Genomic DNA, 17185 nt, shown 5'->3' with positions numbered 1-17185 from the left:
ACCTGCAGGCCCCGGCCCTGGCCTGCCCGGGGAGCGGGCCGGATTTGCCCGATCGACGCCGGATGTGGTGCCCTCGGGTGTCGCGCCATCGGGCGCCTCGTGGAGCAGGGCCCGTGGCCGGCCGTTGGGGCCAGACAGTCCGTCGACCCCTCCTGGAGGACCTGTGAAGTTCCGACCCCCGCTCCTGCCTGCCGTCGCGGTCACCGCCGTGGCGCTCGTCGCCACCCTCGCGGTGCACGACACCGTCCGGACGTCCGACCAACAGCTCACCGGCGCCGTCAAGCTCGTGGCGACCACCGGGGCCGCCACGTCGGTGACGTCCAGCGGCGCCGTCCTGGCGGGAACGGTCTCCGCCCCTCGCGGTTCCGCGGCGACGGCGACGTTCCAGTTCGGCACGTCCACGGCATACGGGTCGTCCGCGGCCGCGAGCATCTCGGGCAAGGGCCGCACCACGACCGCCTCGGCGACCCTGCAGGGCCTGACGGGCGGCACCACGTACCACTACCGGCTCGTCGCCAGGAGCTCGGCGGGCACGGCCTTCGGCGCCGACCGGACGTTCACGACGACCCCGCAGCCGTCGACCACCACGACCACGACGTCCACCACGACGTCGCCGACCACGTCCCCCCCGTCGACGCAGACGACGACGAGCAGCACGTCGTCCAGCTCGACCACGACCAGCTCGACGACGACGCCCACCTCCTCGACGACCTCGAGCAGCACCACGAGCGCGCAGGCCCCCGTGGGGTCGGTGTGCACGAACCCGTACTTCACGACGAGTGATCCCAACGGGGGCGTGACCGACGGCGGGTTCTACGTCCACAACAACCTGTGGAACGCCTCGAAGTACCCCGGCACCAAGGGCACCACCTCGGTCTGCTCGTACCACTCCTGGAACCACGTCGCGACCGCCAGCAACAGCTCGGGCACCGGTGAGGTCAAGACCTACCCCAACGTGCACAAGGACTACTCCGGTCGCACCATCGCCAGCTTCCCCAAGCTGGTCTCCTCCTTCGCCGCGACCTCACCGAACGTCGGGATCTACGACGTCGCCTACGACCTGTGGCTCAACGGCGTCCCCAACGACGAGGTCATGATCTGGACCGACAACCACGGCCAGTACCCCGCCGGGAACCGGTTCGCCACCGGCATCTCCGTAGGCGGGCACACGTGGGACGTCTACGCCACCAGCGGCAACGGGTACATCGCCTTCGTGCCCTCCGGCGGCGCCCGCCTGACCTCCGGCACCATCGACATCAAGGCCATGCTCGACTACCTCGTGTCGCAGGGGCGTGTCACCAATGGGTCGGCCGCCACGGTGGACCAGGTCTGCTACGGCGTCGAGGTGGTCGACACCGGCGGGTCCCCCGCGACCTGGCAGTTCACCAACTTCTCCCTCACGGACTCCTGAGGGCCTGCCCTCACCGGCTCGGGGACTCCCCCGGCCCGCAAGGATTCCGCGCCCCCGCCCCGAGGACGTCCTCCTCGGGGCGGGGGCGCTCCTACATACCCCAGGTGCGGCGATGACGGCTCCGCCCGCTGGTGGAGCGTCTTCGAGCCGTTCTGGTGATGGGCCACGCCGTCGTGCCGGTCGGACCATGGTTTCGGGGACACGCACGAGAGGACGTCGAGATGGCGCGCAGGAACAGGGGAAGAGGCCGCCGGGTCGGCCTCACGGTGGCGCTGGCCGTGGCCGGTCTGGTGGCTGCGGGGACGGCGCCCGCCGGGGCCGCGCCGGCGGGTGGGCCCGCCACGCCTGCCCAGAAGGTCGCCCTGACGAGGACGAACCGCACCTGCGACGGGGTCATGATCGACGGGGACCTCCCGACACCCCTCGGCCAGGCCGTGGTGACGCGGCCGGCGTCCGGGAAGCTCGTGGTGTCGGTGTCGGTCACAGGGGCGAGTCCGGACACGACGTACGCGATCCGGGTCATCCAGCTGCTGCCGGGCGACACGGACTGCCACGGCATCTCCGGGTACCTCACCACCGACTCGCTCGGCGGAGGTCGGGCCAGCGTGCAGGAGACCGTGCTACCGGGGGCGTCGCAGGCCTGGGTCGACCTCAACGCGACCGACGACTTCACCAACTTCCTCGACAGCGAGCCGGTCGGCTTCTGACGGGTCCGCTAACGCGGTTCCGACGGCGACGCCGCCGGAAGGGGGCTCAGCGGGGCGGGACGGGGTCGACCACGAACGGACGGGACCAGTCGGAGTTGTCCACGACGACATCGGCCCTGGCCCACGGGGTCCGTGCTGCGAAGTACGTGCGCTGGGCCTCGACGTACCGGCGCAGCGCCGGGTGGGTGGGGTCGGCGGGGCTGCCGTCCCGGACCGCCATCCGCCTCGCCGTCTCCTCGAAGGGCACCTGCAGCCACACCACGTGGTCCAGGCAGCCCTCCAGCTCCTCGCGCTGGAGGAAGAGGCCGTCGAGGACCAGCACCGCACCCGGCGGCGCCACGAGCCAGTCCCCCACGAGGACGGCGTCGCTGGCGAGGTCGTGCCCTCGTGCCCGGTACCGGCGGGAGCCACCCGGGCCGAGCGGCTCCAGCACCTCGGCCCGCAGCCGCGCGTAGTCGTAGGAGTCCAGCCAGAACCCCTCGGGGGAGTGCCGCCCGCGCGCGTAGCGGAGCTCGCGCACCGCGTGCCAGTCGTCCGCGGACACCTGGACCACGCTGCGTCCCAGCGACGCCAGGGCGGCGGCCAGCTCGGCGGCGAGCACCGTCTTGCCGGCACCGTCGACACCGTCCACGCCGACCCGGACGCAGTCCGGCCCGGCGCTGCCGGGAACGCCTGCCGCCAGCTCGGCGACCAGCTCGGCCCGGCTCAGGGGACGAGCCACATGAGCACCGTGACGAAGCCGATGACGGCGCACACGACGAAGAGCCCGGCGAGCACCAGGGCCACGACGACGGCCGCGTCGAACCCTCCCGAGCCCTCCGGTTCCACGGGGGCCGTGGCCTCACTGACCGGCGCCGGGACGGCGGTGGCGCGTCGCCGCAGGGCGTCCACGCGCTTGTTCCCCTCGTGCTCGCGGACCGGCGCCGGCAGGCTCAGCCACATGGCCGGGAAGTGGTCGGAGTACTGCTCGCGCCACGCGTCGACCGCGGCGTCGACGTCCTCGCCACGACGGCTGGTGCCGAACCAGGCGGCGCCGGCAGCGGGCAGGTCACGCATCGCGAACTGCACCTCCCCGAGCAGCTCCAGGCCCTGCGGGTCGTACGTCTCGGCGAGGTGGGCGACGAGCCGCTCGCGCGCCCGCCACTCGCGGCCGGCGGCGAGGTCGGCGCGCGCCTGCGCCAGCGCGCCCCGCGTGCGCTGCGTGCCCGCGCCGCCGCCGGCCGCGGCAGGGCCTGAGGCGGTGTCCCGGTCGGGAGGGCCGGGCTGGCTGCGGGTGTCGTCACTCACCCCCGGAAGTATGCCGTCTGCGTCGGCAACCGCGACGACGGCGCCACGCGCGCGAGGCAGCCCGCCGCCGGCCGCCCGGGGCGGACGCGCCTCAGCCGTTCGTGCCGGTCCCGTCGGGCTCGACGACGTCCACGACGACCTCGTTGCGGCGCAGGAACCAGGGCTTGACCGGCGGGTCGAAGCGCAGCCAGCGCGGCGCGCCGACCGGTGTCAGGCCGGCCTCGGCCACGGCGGCGAGCAGCCGGTCGCGGTGCGTCTCGAAGCCCGACTCGGTCCATCGGCCGGAGTACCGGATGGCAGCGGCCAGCGACGGCGGCACGGTGCGCAGGTGGACCCGCTCGTCGGTCGGCACCGGCGCCGTCTCCTCGGTCACGTCGGCGGCCAGCACGAAGGCCACGGTGAACGCCCCCTCCCCGGGCCCGCCACCCGCGGAGGGCCCGGCGCCCGGCGCCCCGGCCTGCTCCTGGACCACGGGGGCCGTCATCGCCACGCGGTGGCCGCGCCGGCCGGCCGGCTGCTGCACGACGGGGGCCGTCATGGCGACCTTCGCCCTGGGCTGGTTGCTGCCGCTGATGTAGGCGAACAGCGGCGCGAAGGCGCGGTTGACGGCGCCGCCGAGCGACCCGCGCACGGTCACCTCCGCGACGGCATGGGCCGGGTAGCGCCGCAGCTCCACCCCGTCCGGCAGCCGCCCCACCACCTCGTACGCCAGCTCTTCCGTCACGAGTCGACGCTACGCCCGGGACGACCGGTCGACCTCCCCCCACGTGGGGGACCGCCCGTCGCCCGGCTACCTCGTGCGACGGCCACCCGGTCGTCCCCGGCCTCGTCCGAGCGGCTGAGGTCACTCGCGTCGGGGTTGCATTCGCTACTGGCGAGTAGCACCATGGAAGTTACCGGCTGGTAATGGCCGGACCACCGACGTTCCGAGCGTGGAGGTGCCCCGGGATGGGCCACTACAAGAGCAACCTGCGAGACCTCGAGTTCAACCTCTTCGAGGTCTTCGGCCGCGGCGAGGTGCTGGGCAGCGGCCCGTACGCCGAGGTCGACGCAGACACCGCCCGCGAGATGCTCAAGGAGGTCGCCCGGCTCTCCGAGAACGAGCTCGCCGCGTCCTTCGCCGACGCCGACCGGAACCCGCCGGTCTACGACCCCTCGACCTACTCGGTGACCATGCCCGAGTCGTTCACCAAGAGCTACCAGGCCTACGTCGACTCCGGCTTCTGGAACGTCGACGTGCCCGGCGAGCTCGACGGCACCGTCGTGCCGCCCAGCCTCAAGTGGGCCATGAACGAGATGGTGCTGGGCGCCAACCCGGCGATCGCGATGTTCGCCGCGTCGTACTCCTTCGGCAAGCTTCTCTACCTGCTCGGCAACGACGAGCAGAAGAAGCTGGCCCGCTGGATCATCGAGAAGGGCTGGCACTGCACGATGGTGCTCACCGAGCCCGACGCGGGCTCCGACGTGGGCGCCGGCCGCACCAAGGCCGTGCAGAACGACGACGGCACCTGGAACGTCACCGGCGTCAAGCGGTTCATCACCTCGGCGGAGTCCGACATGACCGACAACGTCGTGCACTTCGTGCTGGCCCGCCCCGAGGGCGCCGGCCCGGGCACCAAGGGCCTGTCGCTGTTCATCGTGCCGAAGTTCCACGTCGACCTCGAGACCGGCGAGCTGGGCGAGCGCAACGGCGCCTACGTCACCAACGTCGAGCACAAGATGGGCCTGAAGGTCTCCACCACGTGCGAGGTGACCTTCGGCGACAGGGAGCCGGCCGTCGGCACCCTGCTCGGCGACACCCACGACGGCATCGCCCAGATGTTCCGGGTGATCGAGCACGCCCGCATGCTCGTGGGCACCAAGGCGATCTCGACGCTCTCCACGGCATACCTCAACGCGCTCGACTACGCCAAGCAGCGCGTGCAGGGCGCCGACCTGACCCAGCAGGGCGACAAGTCCGCCCCCCGCGTCACCATCACCCACCACCCGGACGTGCGCCGCTCGCTGATGACCCAGAAGGCGTATGCCGAGGGGCTGCGCGCACTGGTGCTCTACACCGCGACGCAGCAGGACCTCGTCGACCAGGCCCAGCTCGAGACCGGGGCCGAGTCGCTCGAGAAGGACAGCCCGGCCGAGATGGCCAACCGGGTCAACGACCTGCTGCTCCCGATCGTCAAGGGCGTCGGGTCCGAGCGCGCCTGGGTGCTCCTCGGCACCGAGTCCCTGCAGACGCTCGGCGGGTCGGGCTTCCTGCAGGACTACCCGATCGAGCAGTACATCCGCGACGCCAAGATCGACACCCTCTACGAGGGCACGACGGCGATCCAGGGCCTGGACTTCTTCTTCCGCAAGATCATCAAGGACAAGGCCCAGGCGCTCACCCACATCGCGATGCAGGTGCAGGAGTTCGCCAAGGACCTCGGCACCGACGGCGGTGCGCTCGACCGCGAGCGCGAGCTGCTCGGCCAGGCGCTCGAGAACGTCCAGGGCATCCTCGGGTTCATGGTCGGCGAGCTGATGAAGTCCGACCCGCGCCAGGAGGGTGGCGACCTCACCAACCTCTACAAGGTCGGCCAGAACACCACGCGACTGCTCCTCGGCGCCGGTGACCTCGTCATCGGCTGGCTGCTGCTGCGCCAGGCCGAGGTCGCGAACCGCGCATTGCAGTCGGGAGAGGTCTCGGCCAGGGACCGCGACTTCTACGAGGGCAAGGTCGCCGCGGCGTCGTTCTTCGCGCGCACCGTCCTGCCGAAGCTCGCCGCCGAGCGCGCGATCGCCGAGGCCACCGACAACGCGCTGATGGACGTGCCCGAGAGCGCCTTCTGACGCAGGTCCCGCACCACGGAGAAGGGCCGGCCCCCTGGTGGGAGCCGGCCCTTCGCCGTGTCGTGGACGCGGTCACGCCGCGCGCGTGGTCACGCCCGCGGCGACCGCGCCTCAGCCCTTGAAGCGGATGAAGTCGGTGAAGCCGTCGGCGTCCGTGCCGCGGTGCGCCTTGCGGTAGCTGTAGGTGTCGGAGCGCACGTGGTTGTACTCCTCCACCATGAAGGTGCCGTCCGCGTTGACCTTCGCGACGTACGCCACGTGGCCGTAGGTGCCGCTGCTGCGGACCGCGATGTCGCCGACCTTCGGGGTCTTGTACACGGGGATGCCGGCAGCGCGGGCGGCGTTGTCCCAGTGCTCGGCGTTGCCCCAGTGCTGGCCCTTGTAGGAGTTGGAGAACCGGATGCCCAGGTTGTGGTTCACCCGCCAGGCAGCGAAGGACGTGCACTGGCCCTTGTAGAAGTTCCACGGGTCGACGCCGGTGCCCTGTCCGCGGTACGGGTAGTCGTCCTTGACGCCGCTGGGGGTGGACGAGACGCCGCCGCACAGGGGGGCGACCCGCCCGTCGGAGCCGGTGTAGATGTAGGCGTCGGCGACGAAGCGGCCGCTGCCGATCTTGTCCCACCAGCTCGAGGTGCCGTACGGGCCGCTGACCGTGGTGCCCCGGGTCTGGCAGGTGATGTCCACCCGGGTGCCCTTGGCGAGGCTGCCCACCGCGCGGTAGGACGTGCCCGGTCCGGAGCGGACGGTGAGGTTCGCGCCCGTTGTCTTGACGGTGCCGGTCGCGGCCTCGGCGAGGGCCGCTCCCCCGGCCACGACGCCGAGGCCGATCGCCGCGGCGACCGCCGCGCGCACCGGCTTGTGGGTGATGGTGCTCAGTCGCATCTCGTTCTCCTGCTTCGTCGTTCGGCTCGGCCTGCCCCCCTTGCGGAACCGGCGCTGGCAGGAACGCTGGCAGCGCGCTGAAGCGGCGTCGATGGGGAGGACTACCCCCGGGGCCGGCCCACGCACGGCCCACGCCGGGGAGGACTGCCCTGCGCCGGGTGGGGACCCGGACGGCGACGCGGACGGGCCGCACGGACGTCCCGTACGACAGGCCACACGGACGGGCCCCGGACGCGACGAGGGCGGCACCACGTGGAGTGGTGCCGCCCTCGGTGGAGCGGGATCGGGCCGGTGGCCCGGTCGGCTCAGAGACGGTCGTTGCGGTCGACGTCGACCTCGTCGACGCGGGTCCCGGTGGCCGGGTCCTGGTGGCTCACGCGGCGCGCGGAGTAGCCACCCGCGGTGGTGCGCCGCGTCATGACCAGCGACAGGAGGATCGCCAGGATGCCGGCGACGATGCAGATCCAGCCGACGGCGTGGACGCTGAGCACCCCGCCCAGGCTCGCGTCACCGGTGTAGGCGAACGTGATGATCGCGCCCACGACGAGCAGGAAGATCCCAAGTCCGATGTACATGCTCACTCCAGGGGTCCGGCGGGTCCAGGGTTGACCCGCTCCTTCGAGCGTAGTGCCGCACGGGCCGACCTGCAGGGATGCCGAACCCGCACTCGTGCGCGGACACGGACGTCTGCGCACAGACGCGCGTCCGCTCGCGCCCGCTCGTCTGCGCACACACCCGCGTACCACTGCGCGCGGATCTGCTCCCTGCGCAGGCACACGGACGTCCGTGCGCAGACCTCCGTGTCGTGGTCGGGGGGAGTGCTCCCCCGGCCGGGTCCGTGCGTGGGACTGCGGCGAGGGGAGTCGTCCCCATCGACCGGGACGCGCCGGCCTTCCTACGGTCCTGCCACCGACAGGCGGGAGGTGCCCGCCCCGGGACACCCCGGCGGGACACCTCAGGAGGAGAGCAGATGGGCGTCGCCACCACCCTCGCCACGCGCCGGCCGGCACGGCTCGGCCTCGTGGCCGCAATCGGGCTCGGCGTCGTGCTCGGCGGCGCCGCAGCCGCGGACGCGGCGATCGGGCACGTCCGCACCCAGAGCAGCCCCCTCACGGTCCGGTCCGGTCCCGGCACGTCGTATGCCGCCGTGGGCGCCGTCGCCCGCGGCGCCCGCATCACGATCGTTTGCCACACCAAGGGATCTCGCGTGAAGGGGCCCTACGGGTCGACCGACGTGTGGGACAAGCTGGGCGACGGCCGCTGGGTCGCGGACGCGTACACCTCCTCGTCCGACCCCTCGCCCGAGTGCTCGCCGTCGGCCCTCGACACGGTCGCCGTCGCGTACCGCGGCAGCCGGCCGTGCAGCACCGACGAGCGGCCCTACACCAACGGCCGGGTGCCCCGCTCCGCGCTCTGCACCCTGCGCGACGCCCGCTCGGAGTCGTTGCGCCCCAAGGCTGCTGCCGCGTTCGACGGCCTCAGCGCGGCATACCGGCAGCACAGCGGACACGCCCTCTGCGTCACCGACTCCTACCGCTCCTACGACGAGCAGGTGGCCGTCAAGGCCACGCGCGGTCGGTGGGCCGCCACACCGGGTCGCAGCGAACACGGCCTCGGGCTCGCGGTCGACCTGTGCGGTGGTGTCGACCGGTTCGGTACCGACGCCCACCTCTGGATGGTCGTCAACGCGCCGCGCTACGGCTGGACCCACCCCGGGTGGGCGGACGCGGGCGGCTCGCTGCCCGAGCCCTGGCACTGGGAGTACACCGGCTGAGCGAGTCGGTCAGGAGGTGCCCCGCAGGTCGAGCGTGAGCGCGTCGGGTGCGCCCTCGACGAGCACGACCGGGATCCCCCAGTCCTGCTGGTACAGGTGGCACGCCGCGTGCTCGGGCACCTCGCCGGTGACGGGGTCGCCGTCGCACGAGGCGGCCTGCACCGAGACGTGCAGCACTCCGTCGACGACCGACGGGTCGAGGACCAGCTCGCGGGTCAGGCCCTGGGCGCTCCCGGCCCCCTCGCGCAGCAGCGCCTCGGGGGTCGCCGACACCATGAGCCGCGTCGGGTCACCCCACCGGTGGTCGAGCTTCTGGCCGGTCGGCGGGGTGAAGGTCACCTCGAGGCGGACCGCGCCGGGCGCCAGCTCGGTGCGCGGCCGCTGCGTCTGGTGGGCGAGGCCGTCGACGCGGGTCGCCTTGTCGGGCAACGGGATGCGGACCAGCTCGTGCGCCGCGGACTCCACGACGACGAGTCGCGTCTCGCCGTCGTCCGTGCGCTCGACGACGGCGTCGGACGGTTCGCGCAGCCCGGTCGCCAGCGTCGTCACCTCGCCCGCCACCGGGTCGAACCGGCGGACCGCGCCGTTGTACGTGTCGCTGACCGCGACCGACCCGTCGGGGAGGACGGTGACCCCGAGCGGGTGCTGCAGCAGGGCCTGGCTCGCGGCGCCGTCCCGGTGGCCGAAGTCGAACAGGCCCGTCCCGACGTGGGTCGTCACGGTGAAGCCGTCGTCGGTGAGGTCGAGCGAGCGCAGGGCCGAGGTCTCGGAGTCGGCGACCCACAGCCGGGCGCCGTCGGCCGAGGCGGCGAGCCCCGACGGCTGGGCGAACCACGCCTCGTCGGCGACGCCGTCCCGGATGCCCTCGGCGGTCGTGCCGGCGAGGACCGCGACGGTGTTCTCGGCCGGGTCGGCGGCCAGGTGCAGCGCCCACAGCTGGTGGGTCCCGGCCATGGCGACGACCACGCGGTCGAGGAACCAGGCGACGTCCCACGGCGTCGACAGGTCCTGGCGCAGGGCCGGACCGCTGCCGGACCGCTCGCGCAGCTGCCGCCGGGTGCCGGCGAGCACGGTCCACGCCCCGTCGGCGAGGCGCAGTCCCTTGACCTGGTGGTTCACCGAGTCGGCGACGACCACGTCGTAGCCGACCCGCTCGGCCACGTCCGCGGGCAGGAGCAGCAGGCCCTGCGGCTCGTTGAGCCGCCCGGGGCCGTCGCCGTCGTGGTCGGCGAAGCGCCTGCGCTCGGTCTGCAGGTCGGCCTCGAGGTGGACCACGTCGTGGTGGGTCGTGTCGGACACGAGGAACGACCCGTCGCCGAGGGCGACGGCCTTGCCCGGGAAGCGCAGGGCGGTCGACGGTGCCGGCGGCGGGGTGTAGGGCGAGTCGCCCTCGCGCAGCGTGCCCTTCGCCCGGTGCTCCTCGACCAGCTCCTCGACGAGGACCGAGAGCCCGTGGGCGTGGCCCTCGCCGGACATGGACGCGACGATGTACCCCTCGGGGTCGACGACGACCAGGGTGGGCCAGGCACGGGCGGTGTACGCCTGCCAGGTGACGAGGTCGGGGTCGTCGAGGACCGGGTGGTGCACGGTATACCGCTCGACGGCGGCGGCCAGGGCGTCCGGGTCCGCCTCGTGCTCGAACTTGGGCGAGTGGACGCCGACGAGCACGAGCGAGTCGGCGTACCTCTCCTCGAGCGGGCGGAGCTCGTCCAGGACGTGCAGGCAGTTCACGCAGCAGAACGTCCAGAAGTCGAGCACGACGACCCGGCCCCGCAGGTCGGCCAGCGACAGCTCGCGGCCGCCGGTGTTGAGCCACCCACGCCCGCGCAGCTCCGGCGCCCGCAGCCGGGTGCGGGTCACCACGGCGTGGTCCTGTGCGTCTCGTCCCAACGGTCGGTCCTTCTCTCGCGTGTTCGGTCACGGTCCGGCGCGGCGGCGTGCGCCTGTCGGTGCCCGGGGGTCTCATGGGGGTGGCGGCACGGGCCGTCATGGTGACGATTCGGCGACGACGGCAACTCGGCGCGGCCCCGGTTCGTCATCCCAGTCAGGAGGTGCCTTCGATGAAGCACAGGGGGACTCACACCGCCACCGCGGTCGCACTCAGCACGGTCGACGCGGTGCACCGCCGCGACCACACCCACACCACCGGCCAGTCCTGCCACCCGCACGCCGTCGAGGTGATCGGCCTCGGGCACAGCGCGATGGTCGTGTGCCACGACTGCGGGTCCGACACGGCGTTCATGGACCTGCGCCGCGCCGACCTCGTGGCCGAGCGGCACCGGCGCATGACCGCCTGACGGCCGGCGACCGCGCGCGGCGCGGACGACCGGGGCCGGCGACGTCACAGCCGCCGGTCCCGCAGGACCGGGAACTGCTCGCGCCAGGCCGCCACCGCGTCGAGGTCGACCTCGACGCTGAGCACCTGCTCGTCCGTGCCGGCCATGGCGAGCGCCTCGCCCGTGGCCGAGACGACCTGGGAGTGACCGCCCATCTCGGTGCCGGCGTGCGTGCCCGCGGTGTTGCACGCGACGACGACGCACTGGTCCTCGACCGCGCGGGCGTGCGCGAGCAGCGTCCAGTGCCGCACGCGCGCGGCCGGCCAGGCGGCCGGGACGACGAAGAGGGTGGCCCCGGCGTCGACCTGCCGCCGGTACAGCTCGGGGAAGCGCAGGTCGTAGCAGGTGGACAGGCCGGTCCGGACGCTGCCGCCGTCGCCCAGCGGCAGGTCCACCACGACGACGTCCCCGCCCGCGTCGAGCAGCTTCGGCTCGCCCGCGCCGAAGCCGAACCGGTGCACCTTGCGGTATGCCGCGAGCAGGCTCCCGTCCCGGCCGTAGACGAGCGAGGTGTTCCACAGGCCGTGCCCGTCGCTGCCCACCTCGCCATCGGCCGGGCGCTCGATGATGGACCCGGCGTGCAGGACGACACCGGCGTCCCGGGCCGCGGCGGACATCGCCTGCCCGGTCGGGCCGTCGACGGGCTCGGCCCGGTCCTGCCACTCGCGGTAGGCGAAGCCGCCCGGTGCCCACAGCTCGGGCAGCACGACGAGGTCGTGACCGGCCTGCGCCCGCACCACGGCGGCGACCCGCTCGACCCGCTCCGCGACCGGCTCGGCGTCGCCGTAGCCGACCTGCACCACCGCAACCCTCATCACGACCCTCCTCGTCCACGCTCGCGCAGCTGCGCCAGGTGCGCGTTGTACGCCGCGAGCTCGGCGTCGCCGTCGCGGTCGGCCTGCCGGTCCCGGCGACGGCTCTCGGCGCGGTCCGACCGCACCCAGGCGATGGCCACCATCAGCGTCAGTGCGACGGTCGGGACCTCGCCGATGCCCCAGGCGATGGCACCGGCACGGTGCTGGTCACCGAGCGGGTCGGTCATCCACGGCAGCTTGAGGGTCTCGAAGAAGTCGGGCGCCAGGACGGTGGTGCTGCTGGTCATCACGACGCCGAAGAACGCGTGGAAGCTCATCGTCGCGAACAGCACGACGAGCAGCATCAGCGGCGGCCACTTCCGCGGCCCCGGGTCGACGCCGACGAGCACCCAGACGAACAGGTACCCGGTGAGCAGGAAGTGCAGCAGCATCAGCACGTGCCCGGTGTGGGTGCGCAGGGCCAGCTCGAACAGCGGCGAGTAGTAGAAGATCGCGAGGCTGAAGAAGAACAGGGCTGCGGCCACCACGGGGTTGGACAGCACCCGCATGGCCCTTGAGTGCACGACCTGGAGCAGGAGCTCGCGCGGGCCCCAGGTCTTGTCTCGCCGGGCGGGGAGGGTGCGCAGCGCGAGCAGGATCGGCGCGCCGGGCACGAGCAGCAGCGGCACGAGCATCGCGACGACCATGTGCATCACCATGTGCATCGAGAAGAGCACCCGGCCGTAGACGCCGGGGGCGCCGCACACGGCATACACGAACACGACCCAGCCGAGCACCCACAGGACGGTGCGGTGGACCGGCCAGGCGTCGCCGCGGCGGCGCAGCCGCACGACGCCGGCGAGGTAGAGGCCGACGGCGAGGACCGAGAGGGCGACCCAGATCCACTCCGTGCTCCAGGCGGTCACCCACGACGCACCGGTCAGCGCCGACGGCTGTGGGTAGCCCGTGAGGATGAAGGACCGGCTGGCGTCGGGGACCACCGCGTCCGGGACCGGCGGGGCCGAGCGCGAGAGCGCCACCGCCGTGCCGAACGCGATGCCCATGACGACCAGTTCGGCCAGGACGAGCCGGACGAAGGCAGCCGTCGAGCCCTCGCCGGCGAGCCGGGGCAGCAGGGCGCGGCGGTGCCGCCAGCCCGCGACGCCGAGGAGCACGAGCGCCAGCGTCTTGACCAGGACCAGCGCGCCGTAGCGCGTGCCGAGGTTGCTGAGGTCGCCCACCCGCAGGTACGCGTTCTGGACGCCGGAGAGCGCGACGGCCACGAAGCACCACAGGGCCACCGCGGAGAACCGCGTGGCGGTCGCGGCCAGGTCGCGGCCGAGCAGCGGGCGCAGCACCGCCAGCCCGAGCAGGCCGCCCACCCAGAGCGTGGCGGCGACGAGGTGCACGGCGAGGGAGTTGACCGCGGTGGAGTGGTCGGTCGCACCGGCGGCGTGGCCGGCCAGGGCCAGCGGCAGCAGCGCGCCGACCGCGAGGGCGAACAGCCAGGCCATCGTCGCCCGGCTGGTCGCGACGAACGCCCCCACGCACACGACGAGCGCGACCCCGGCCGTGATGAGCTCGACCCGCACCGGCAGGAACTGCCAGGCGAACGTCGTGAACTGCTGCGGGAAGCCCGGGTCGGTGAGCGGTATGCCGATGGAGTCGGCCATGGTGAGCAGCGCACCGGCGACCGAGGCCAGCGCCCAGAGGGCCGCGGCGACGCCGGCCAGGCGCGTGGCGGTCTCGCGGCGCCGCGTGCGGGTCGTCTCGGGTACGAGGAACGCCGCGTTGAGCAGCAGCCCCACCGTGGCCGAGGCGGCCACGTCGTGGACGACGCGGGCGTAGACGACACCCCACCGCACGACGGCCCCCGGGTCGGAGACCACGGGCGCGACGGCGGCCTGCCCGACGACCGCCGCGAGGGGGGCAGCCACGAGACCGGCCACGGCCAGCACCCACAGCGGCAGGCGCGTGGGCAGCCGGGCGGGCGCGGACGCGGACGTGCTCATGACGACAGCCTAAGTAGGGTGGGGGCATGCCTCTGCACCCGGCAGCCCCTGAGGACCTCGCCGGCCTGGTCGCCGCGTACGAGCAGGCGACGCAGGCCGTGGTCGACCTCGGCCGCAGCTGCCGCGACGAGGACTTCTCCCGACCGACCACGCGCGAGGGGTGGACGGTGCGCGACGAGATCGCGCACGTCGTCGCCGGCGACCCGGCGCACCGCACGGGGGTGAGCGCGCCGAAGCTCGTCTCCGAGCTCGAGCTGGTCGCCGAGCGCCGCGTGCGCGGCCTCACCGAGGACCCCGGTGCCGTCGCCGCCCTGCGGCGGGACACCATCAACGCCTGGGTGGCCGAGCAGGACATCCGCCAGGCCCTCGGCCGGCCGGGCGACCTGGACTCGCCCGCGGCGGCCATCGTCATGGAGGAGCTGTTCGCCCGGCTGCCCGAGCTGGTCGCCGAGCGGGCCGCCGTACCGCCCGGCAACGTCGTCATCCTCGAGGTGACCGGGCCCGTGCTGGGGCGTGCGGGCGTGTGGGTGGACTCCGGCGAGGACGGCCAGGCCAAGGGCATCCCGCTGTTCTCGGGCGTGGCCCACGACGGCGACCCGCGTGACGTCTTCACGACCATCACCCTGTCGACCGACGCTGTCACCCGGCGCAGCGCGGGTCGCGGCACCGTCGACGACATCCACTACACGGCGCACGGTGACGAGGACGTCGCCCGGCGCGTGCTGGAGAACCTCACCCTCACCTCCTGAGGTCTCACCTTCGAGGTCCCACCTCCCGGGGTCGGCCGAACGGCCGACCCCGTTTTGCAGGTGCCGCCCCGGTGCCGGATACTTGTATGCCGCAAACAAGTATCCGCGACGAAGGTTCCGATGACGACCCCTGACCACCGACTCGACCGGGCCACGGCCCAGCGGGTCAGCCTCGACCTGGTCCGCCTGGTCAAGCTGCTCAAGGCCGTCCGCCAGCACGCCCCACGGCTGCACCCGGCGGTGGACACCATGGCCTACCCGGTCCTGTTCAACCTCGCCCACGAGGAGCGCCGCGTCTCGGCGCTCGCCGAGTGCGTGCACTCGGACATCTCCACCACCAGCCGCCAGGTGAGCAGCCTGGTCGGCCACGGCCTTCTCGAGAAGGTCAGCGACCCGGAGGACGGCCGGGCGCAGGTGGTGCGGCTCAGCCCCGCCGGGCACGACCTGCTCGCCCGGATCCAGGAGCAGCGCAACGCCTGGTTCGAGCAGCTGCTCGAGGGCTGGACCGCCCAGGAGGCCAGCGACTTCGCCGACCACCTGGAGCGCTTCACCGCCGCCCTCGAGCGGTCGCACCTCTCCTCACCCACGTCCACCACGTCCACCACGGAGCACTGACACCCATGGCAGCAACCGCCACCACACCGCCGGACAACGGCGCCCTCACGCACCGGCAGATCGTCACGATCCTCGTCGGCCTGATGATGGGCATGTTCCTCGCCGCGCTCGACCAGACCATCGTCGCCACGGCCATCCGGACCATCGCCGACGACCTCAAGGGCCTCGACCAGCAGGCCTGGGCCACCACGGCATACCTGATCACGTCGACGATCGTCACGCCGCTGTACGGCAAGCTCTCCGACATCTACGGCCGCAAGAAGTTCTTCTCGGCCGCCATCACGATCTTCGTCATCGGCTCGATGCTCTGCACGCTGTCGCAGTCGATGCTCCAGCTCGCCTTCTACCGCGCGTTCCAGGGCCTCGGCGCCGGCGGCCTCTTCTCGCTGGCCCTCGCCATCATCGGCGACATCGTGCCGCCGCGGGAGCGCGCCAAGTACCAGGGCTACTTCCTCGCCGTCTTCGGCACCTCGAGCGTCCTCGGCCCGGTCATCGGCGGCTTCTTCGCCGGCCAGGACACCCTGCTCGGCATCTCCGGCTGGCGCTGGGTCTTCCTCGTGAACGTGCCGATCGGTATCGCCGCCCTGCTCGTCGTCGCCCGCACCCTGCACCTCAACCACACCCGCCTCGACCACCGGATCGACTGGTGGGGCGCGGTCACGCTGTCGGTGGGCCTCGTGCCGCTGCTGCTCGTCGCCGAGCAGGGCCGCGACTGGGGCTGGGCCTCGGGCCGCTCGATCGCCTGCTTCGTCGTCGGCGGCCTCGGGATCGTGGCCTTCCTCCTGGTCGAGCGCGCCATGAAGGACGAGGCACTGCTGCCGCTGACTCTCTTCACGAACCGCACCGTCGCCGTCGCCTCCGGGGCTTCGGTCCTGATCGGCATGGCCATGTTCGGCGGCCTCGCGTGCCTGCCGCTCTACCTGCAGATCGTCAAGGGCGCCTCGCCCACCAAGGCCGGCCTGCTGCTGCTGCCGCTGACGCTGGGCATCATGTTCGGCTCGATCCTGTCCGGACAGATCATCAGCCGCACCGGCCGCTACCGCCGGTTCCCGATCATGGGTGCCGCTCTGCTCGCCGTGGCGCTGTTCGTCTTCCACTACGTCCACGCCGACACCCCGCTGTGGCAGACGATGATCGTGATGGTCTTCTTCGGCCTCGGCCTCGGCTTCAACTTCCAGCCGCTGACCCTGGCCGTCCAGAATGCCGTGTCGCCGCGGATGATCGGCGTCGCCACCTCCTCGGCCACCTTCACCCGCCAGATCGGCGGCACGCTCGGCACGGCGGTCTTCCTGTCGATCCTGTTCTCGACCGTGGGCGACAAGATCGCCTCGGCCCTGCAGAAGGCCGTCCCGACGCCGGAGTTCCAGGCCGCGCTCAAGGACCCGGCCAACGCGGCGTTCGCCAAGCAGATGCAAGCGGCGCAGGCCTCGGGTGGCAGCGCGTCCGGCACCGGCGTGCTCAAGGACTCCTCGTTCCTGAACTCGCTCGACGCCCGGCTCGCCAAGCCGTTCCTCCAGGGGTTCTCGGACTCGATGGACCTGGTGTTCCTCGTCGGGTCCGGCGTCATGGTGGTCGGCTTCCTGGTGATGCTGTTCCTGCCGCACGTCGAGCTGCGCGGCGGGTCGGCGTACTCCGAGCGAGGTGCCTCGGACAAGGCGGACGCCCAGCGGGCCGCCGCCGGTGACGAGGCCGCGGTCGCCCCGCCGGCGATGGGTCACTGAGGCCCTCGGTCTCCGGACGCCCCGCACACGACGAAGGGCCCACACCACGAGGTGTGGGCCCTTCGTCGTGC

The 17185-nt window shown here is 72.8% G+C and carries 16 protein-coding genes; 8 read left to right on the top strand and 8 right to left on the bottom strand.

Going from position 1 to position 17185, the window contains the following annotated elements:
• The first annotated feature begins 163 nt into the window (after positions 1–163).
• Both RKE38_RS09130 and RKE38_RS09125 read left to right on the top strand, forming a co-directional pair.
• Positions 164–1411 carry a GH12 family glycosyl hydrolase domain-containing protein gene (locus RKE38_RS09130; protein ID WP_316007120.1) on the top strand — a complete coding sequence of 416 codons (1248 nt, stop codon included), beginning with the start codon at positions 164–166 and terminating at the stop codon, positions 1409–1411.
• 221 nt (positions 1412–1632) lie between these two features.
• Positions 1633–2118 (top strand): hypothetical protein, encoded by a 486-nt coding sequence (locus RKE38_RS09125; protein ID WP_316007119.1) that lies wholly within the window; start codon positions 1633–1635, stop codon positions 2116–2118.
• A 46-nt stretch (positions 2119–2164) separates the two neighbouring features.
• On the opposite strand, the gene RKE38_RS09120 is transcribed toward RKE38_RS09125, so the two are convergent.
• The 3 genes from RKE38_RS09120 to RKE38_RS09110 form a co-directional block, all read right to left on the bottom strand.
• Positions 2165–2839 (bottom strand): uridine kinase, encoded by a 675-nt coding sequence (locus RKE38_RS09120; protein ID WP_316007118.1) that lies wholly within the window; start codon positions 2837–2839, stop codon positions 2165–2167.
• Positions 2824–3405: a DUF6584 family protein gene (locus RKE38_RS09115; RefSeq protein ID WP_316007117.1), complete on the bottom strand. Its 582-nt coding sequence runs from the start codon at positions 3403–3405 to the stop codon at positions 2824–2826. The genes RKE38_RS09120 and RKE38_RS09115 overlap by 16 nt, the downstream gene beginning before the upstream one ends.
• Positions 3406–3496: 91 nt before the next feature.
• The gene (locus RKE38_RS09110; RefSeq protein WP_316007116.1) at positions 3497–4129 is read right to left on the bottom strand and encodes a heme-binding protein; all 633 of its coding nucleotides are present in this window, start codon (positions 4127–4129) and stop codon (positions 3497–3499) included.
• Positions 4130–4353: 224 nt separating this feature from the next.
• On the opposite strand from RKE38_RS09110, the gene RKE38_RS09105 reads away from it, so the two are divergent.
• Complete coding sequence (locus tag RKE38_RS09105; RefSeq protein WP_316007115.1) at positions 4354–6231, top strand: acyl-CoA dehydrogenase; 1878 nt, start codon at positions 4354–4356, stop codon at positions 6229–6231.
• 111 nt (positions 6232–6342) lie between these two features.
• Here the strand turns inward: RKE38_RS09105 and RKE38_RS09100 are convergent, their stop codons facing one another.
• Positions 6343–7113 (bottom strand): CHAP domain-containing protein, encoded by a 771-nt coding sequence (locus tag RKE38_RS09100; protein ID WP_316007114.1) that lies wholly within the window; start codon positions 7111–7113, stop codon positions 6343–6345.
• A gap of 305 nt (positions 7114–7418) precedes the next feature.
• Positions 7419–7688: a DUF6458 family protein gene (locus tag RKE38_RS09095; RefSeq protein ID WP_316007113.1), complete on the bottom strand. Its 270-nt coding sequence runs from the start codon at positions 7686–7688 to the stop codon at positions 7419–7421.
• A gap of 395 nt (positions 7689–8083) precedes the next feature.
• Between RKE38_RS09095 and RKE38_RS09090 the strand changes: the two genes are divergently transcribed.
• Positions 8084–8887 carry a D-alanyl-D-alanine carboxypeptidase family protein gene (locus tag RKE38_RS09090; RefSeq protein ID WP_316007112.1) on the top strand — a complete coding sequence of 268 codons (804 nt, stop codon included), beginning with the start codon at positions 8084–8086 and terminating at the stop codon, positions 8885–8887.
• 9 nt (positions 8888–8896) lie between these two features.
• Here the strand turns inward: RKE38_RS09090 and RKE38_RS09085 are convergent, their stop codons facing one another.
• Positions 8897–10777, bottom strand: a complete 1881-nt coding sequence (locus tag RKE38_RS09085; protein WP_316007111.1) for an NHL domain-containing thioredoxin family protein — start codon at positions 10775–10777, stop codon at positions 8897–8899.
• Positions 10778–10947: 170 nt separating this feature from the next.
• Here RKE38_RS09085 and RKE38_RS09080 point away from each other — a divergent pair, with 170 nt between their 5' ends.
• Positions 10948–11184, top strand: coding sequence for a hypothetical protein (locus RKE38_RS09080; RefSeq protein WP_316007110.1), 237 nt, complete (start codon positions 10948–10950; stop codon positions 11182–11184).
• 44 nt (positions 11185–11228) lie between these two features.
• Here RKE38_RS09080 and RKE38_RS09075 read toward each other — a convergent pair whose 3' ends face one another.
• Both RKE38_RS09075 and RKE38_RS09070 read right to left on the bottom strand, forming a co-directional pair.
• Positions 11229–12038 (bottom strand): carbon-nitrogen family hydrolase, encoded by an 810-nt coding sequence (locus RKE38_RS09075; protein WP_316007109.1) that lies wholly within the window; start codon positions 12036–12038, stop codon positions 11229–11231.
• The gene (locus RKE38_RS09070) at positions 12038–14029 is read right to left on the bottom strand and encodes a cytochrome c oxidase assembly protein (protein ID WP_316007108.1); all 1992 of its coding nucleotides are present in this window, start codon (positions 14027–14029) and stop codon (positions 12038–12040) included. The genes RKE38_RS09075 and RKE38_RS09070 overlap by 1 nt, the downstream gene beginning before the upstream one ends.
• A gap of 26 nt (positions 14030–14055) precedes the next feature.
• Here RKE38_RS09070 and RKE38_RS09065 point away from each other — a divergent pair, with 26 nt between their 5' ends.
• The 3 genes from RKE38_RS09065 (at position 14056) to RKE38_RS09055 (ending at position 17114) form a co-directional block, all read left to right on the top strand.
• Positions 14056–14778: a maleylpyruvate isomerase N-terminal domain-containing protein gene (locus RKE38_RS09065; protein WP_316007107.1), complete on the top strand. Its 723-nt coding sequence runs from the start codon at positions 14056–14058 to the stop codon at positions 14776–14778.
• 120 nt (positions 14779–14898) lie between these two features.
• Complete coding sequence (locus RKE38_RS09060) at positions 14899–15393, top strand: MarR family winged helix-turn-helix transcriptional regulator (RefSeq protein ID WP_316007106.1); 495 nt, start codon at positions 14899–14901, stop codon at positions 15391–15393.
• Positions 15394–15398: 5 nt separating this feature from the next.
• Positions 15399–17114, top strand: a complete 1716-nt coding sequence (locus tag RKE38_RS09055; protein WP_316007105.1) for an MDR family MFS transporter — start codon at positions 15399–15401, stop codon at positions 17112–17114.
• Positions 17115–17185 lie beyond the last annotated feature (71 nt).

Origin of the sequence: Phycicoccus sp. M110.8, from assembly GCF_032464895.1 — a bacterium.
GTDB lineage: Bacteria > Actinomycetota > Actinomycetes > Actinomycetales > Dermatophilaceae > Pedococcus.
This window is presented reverse-complemented; position numbering and strand designations above follow the sequence as displayed.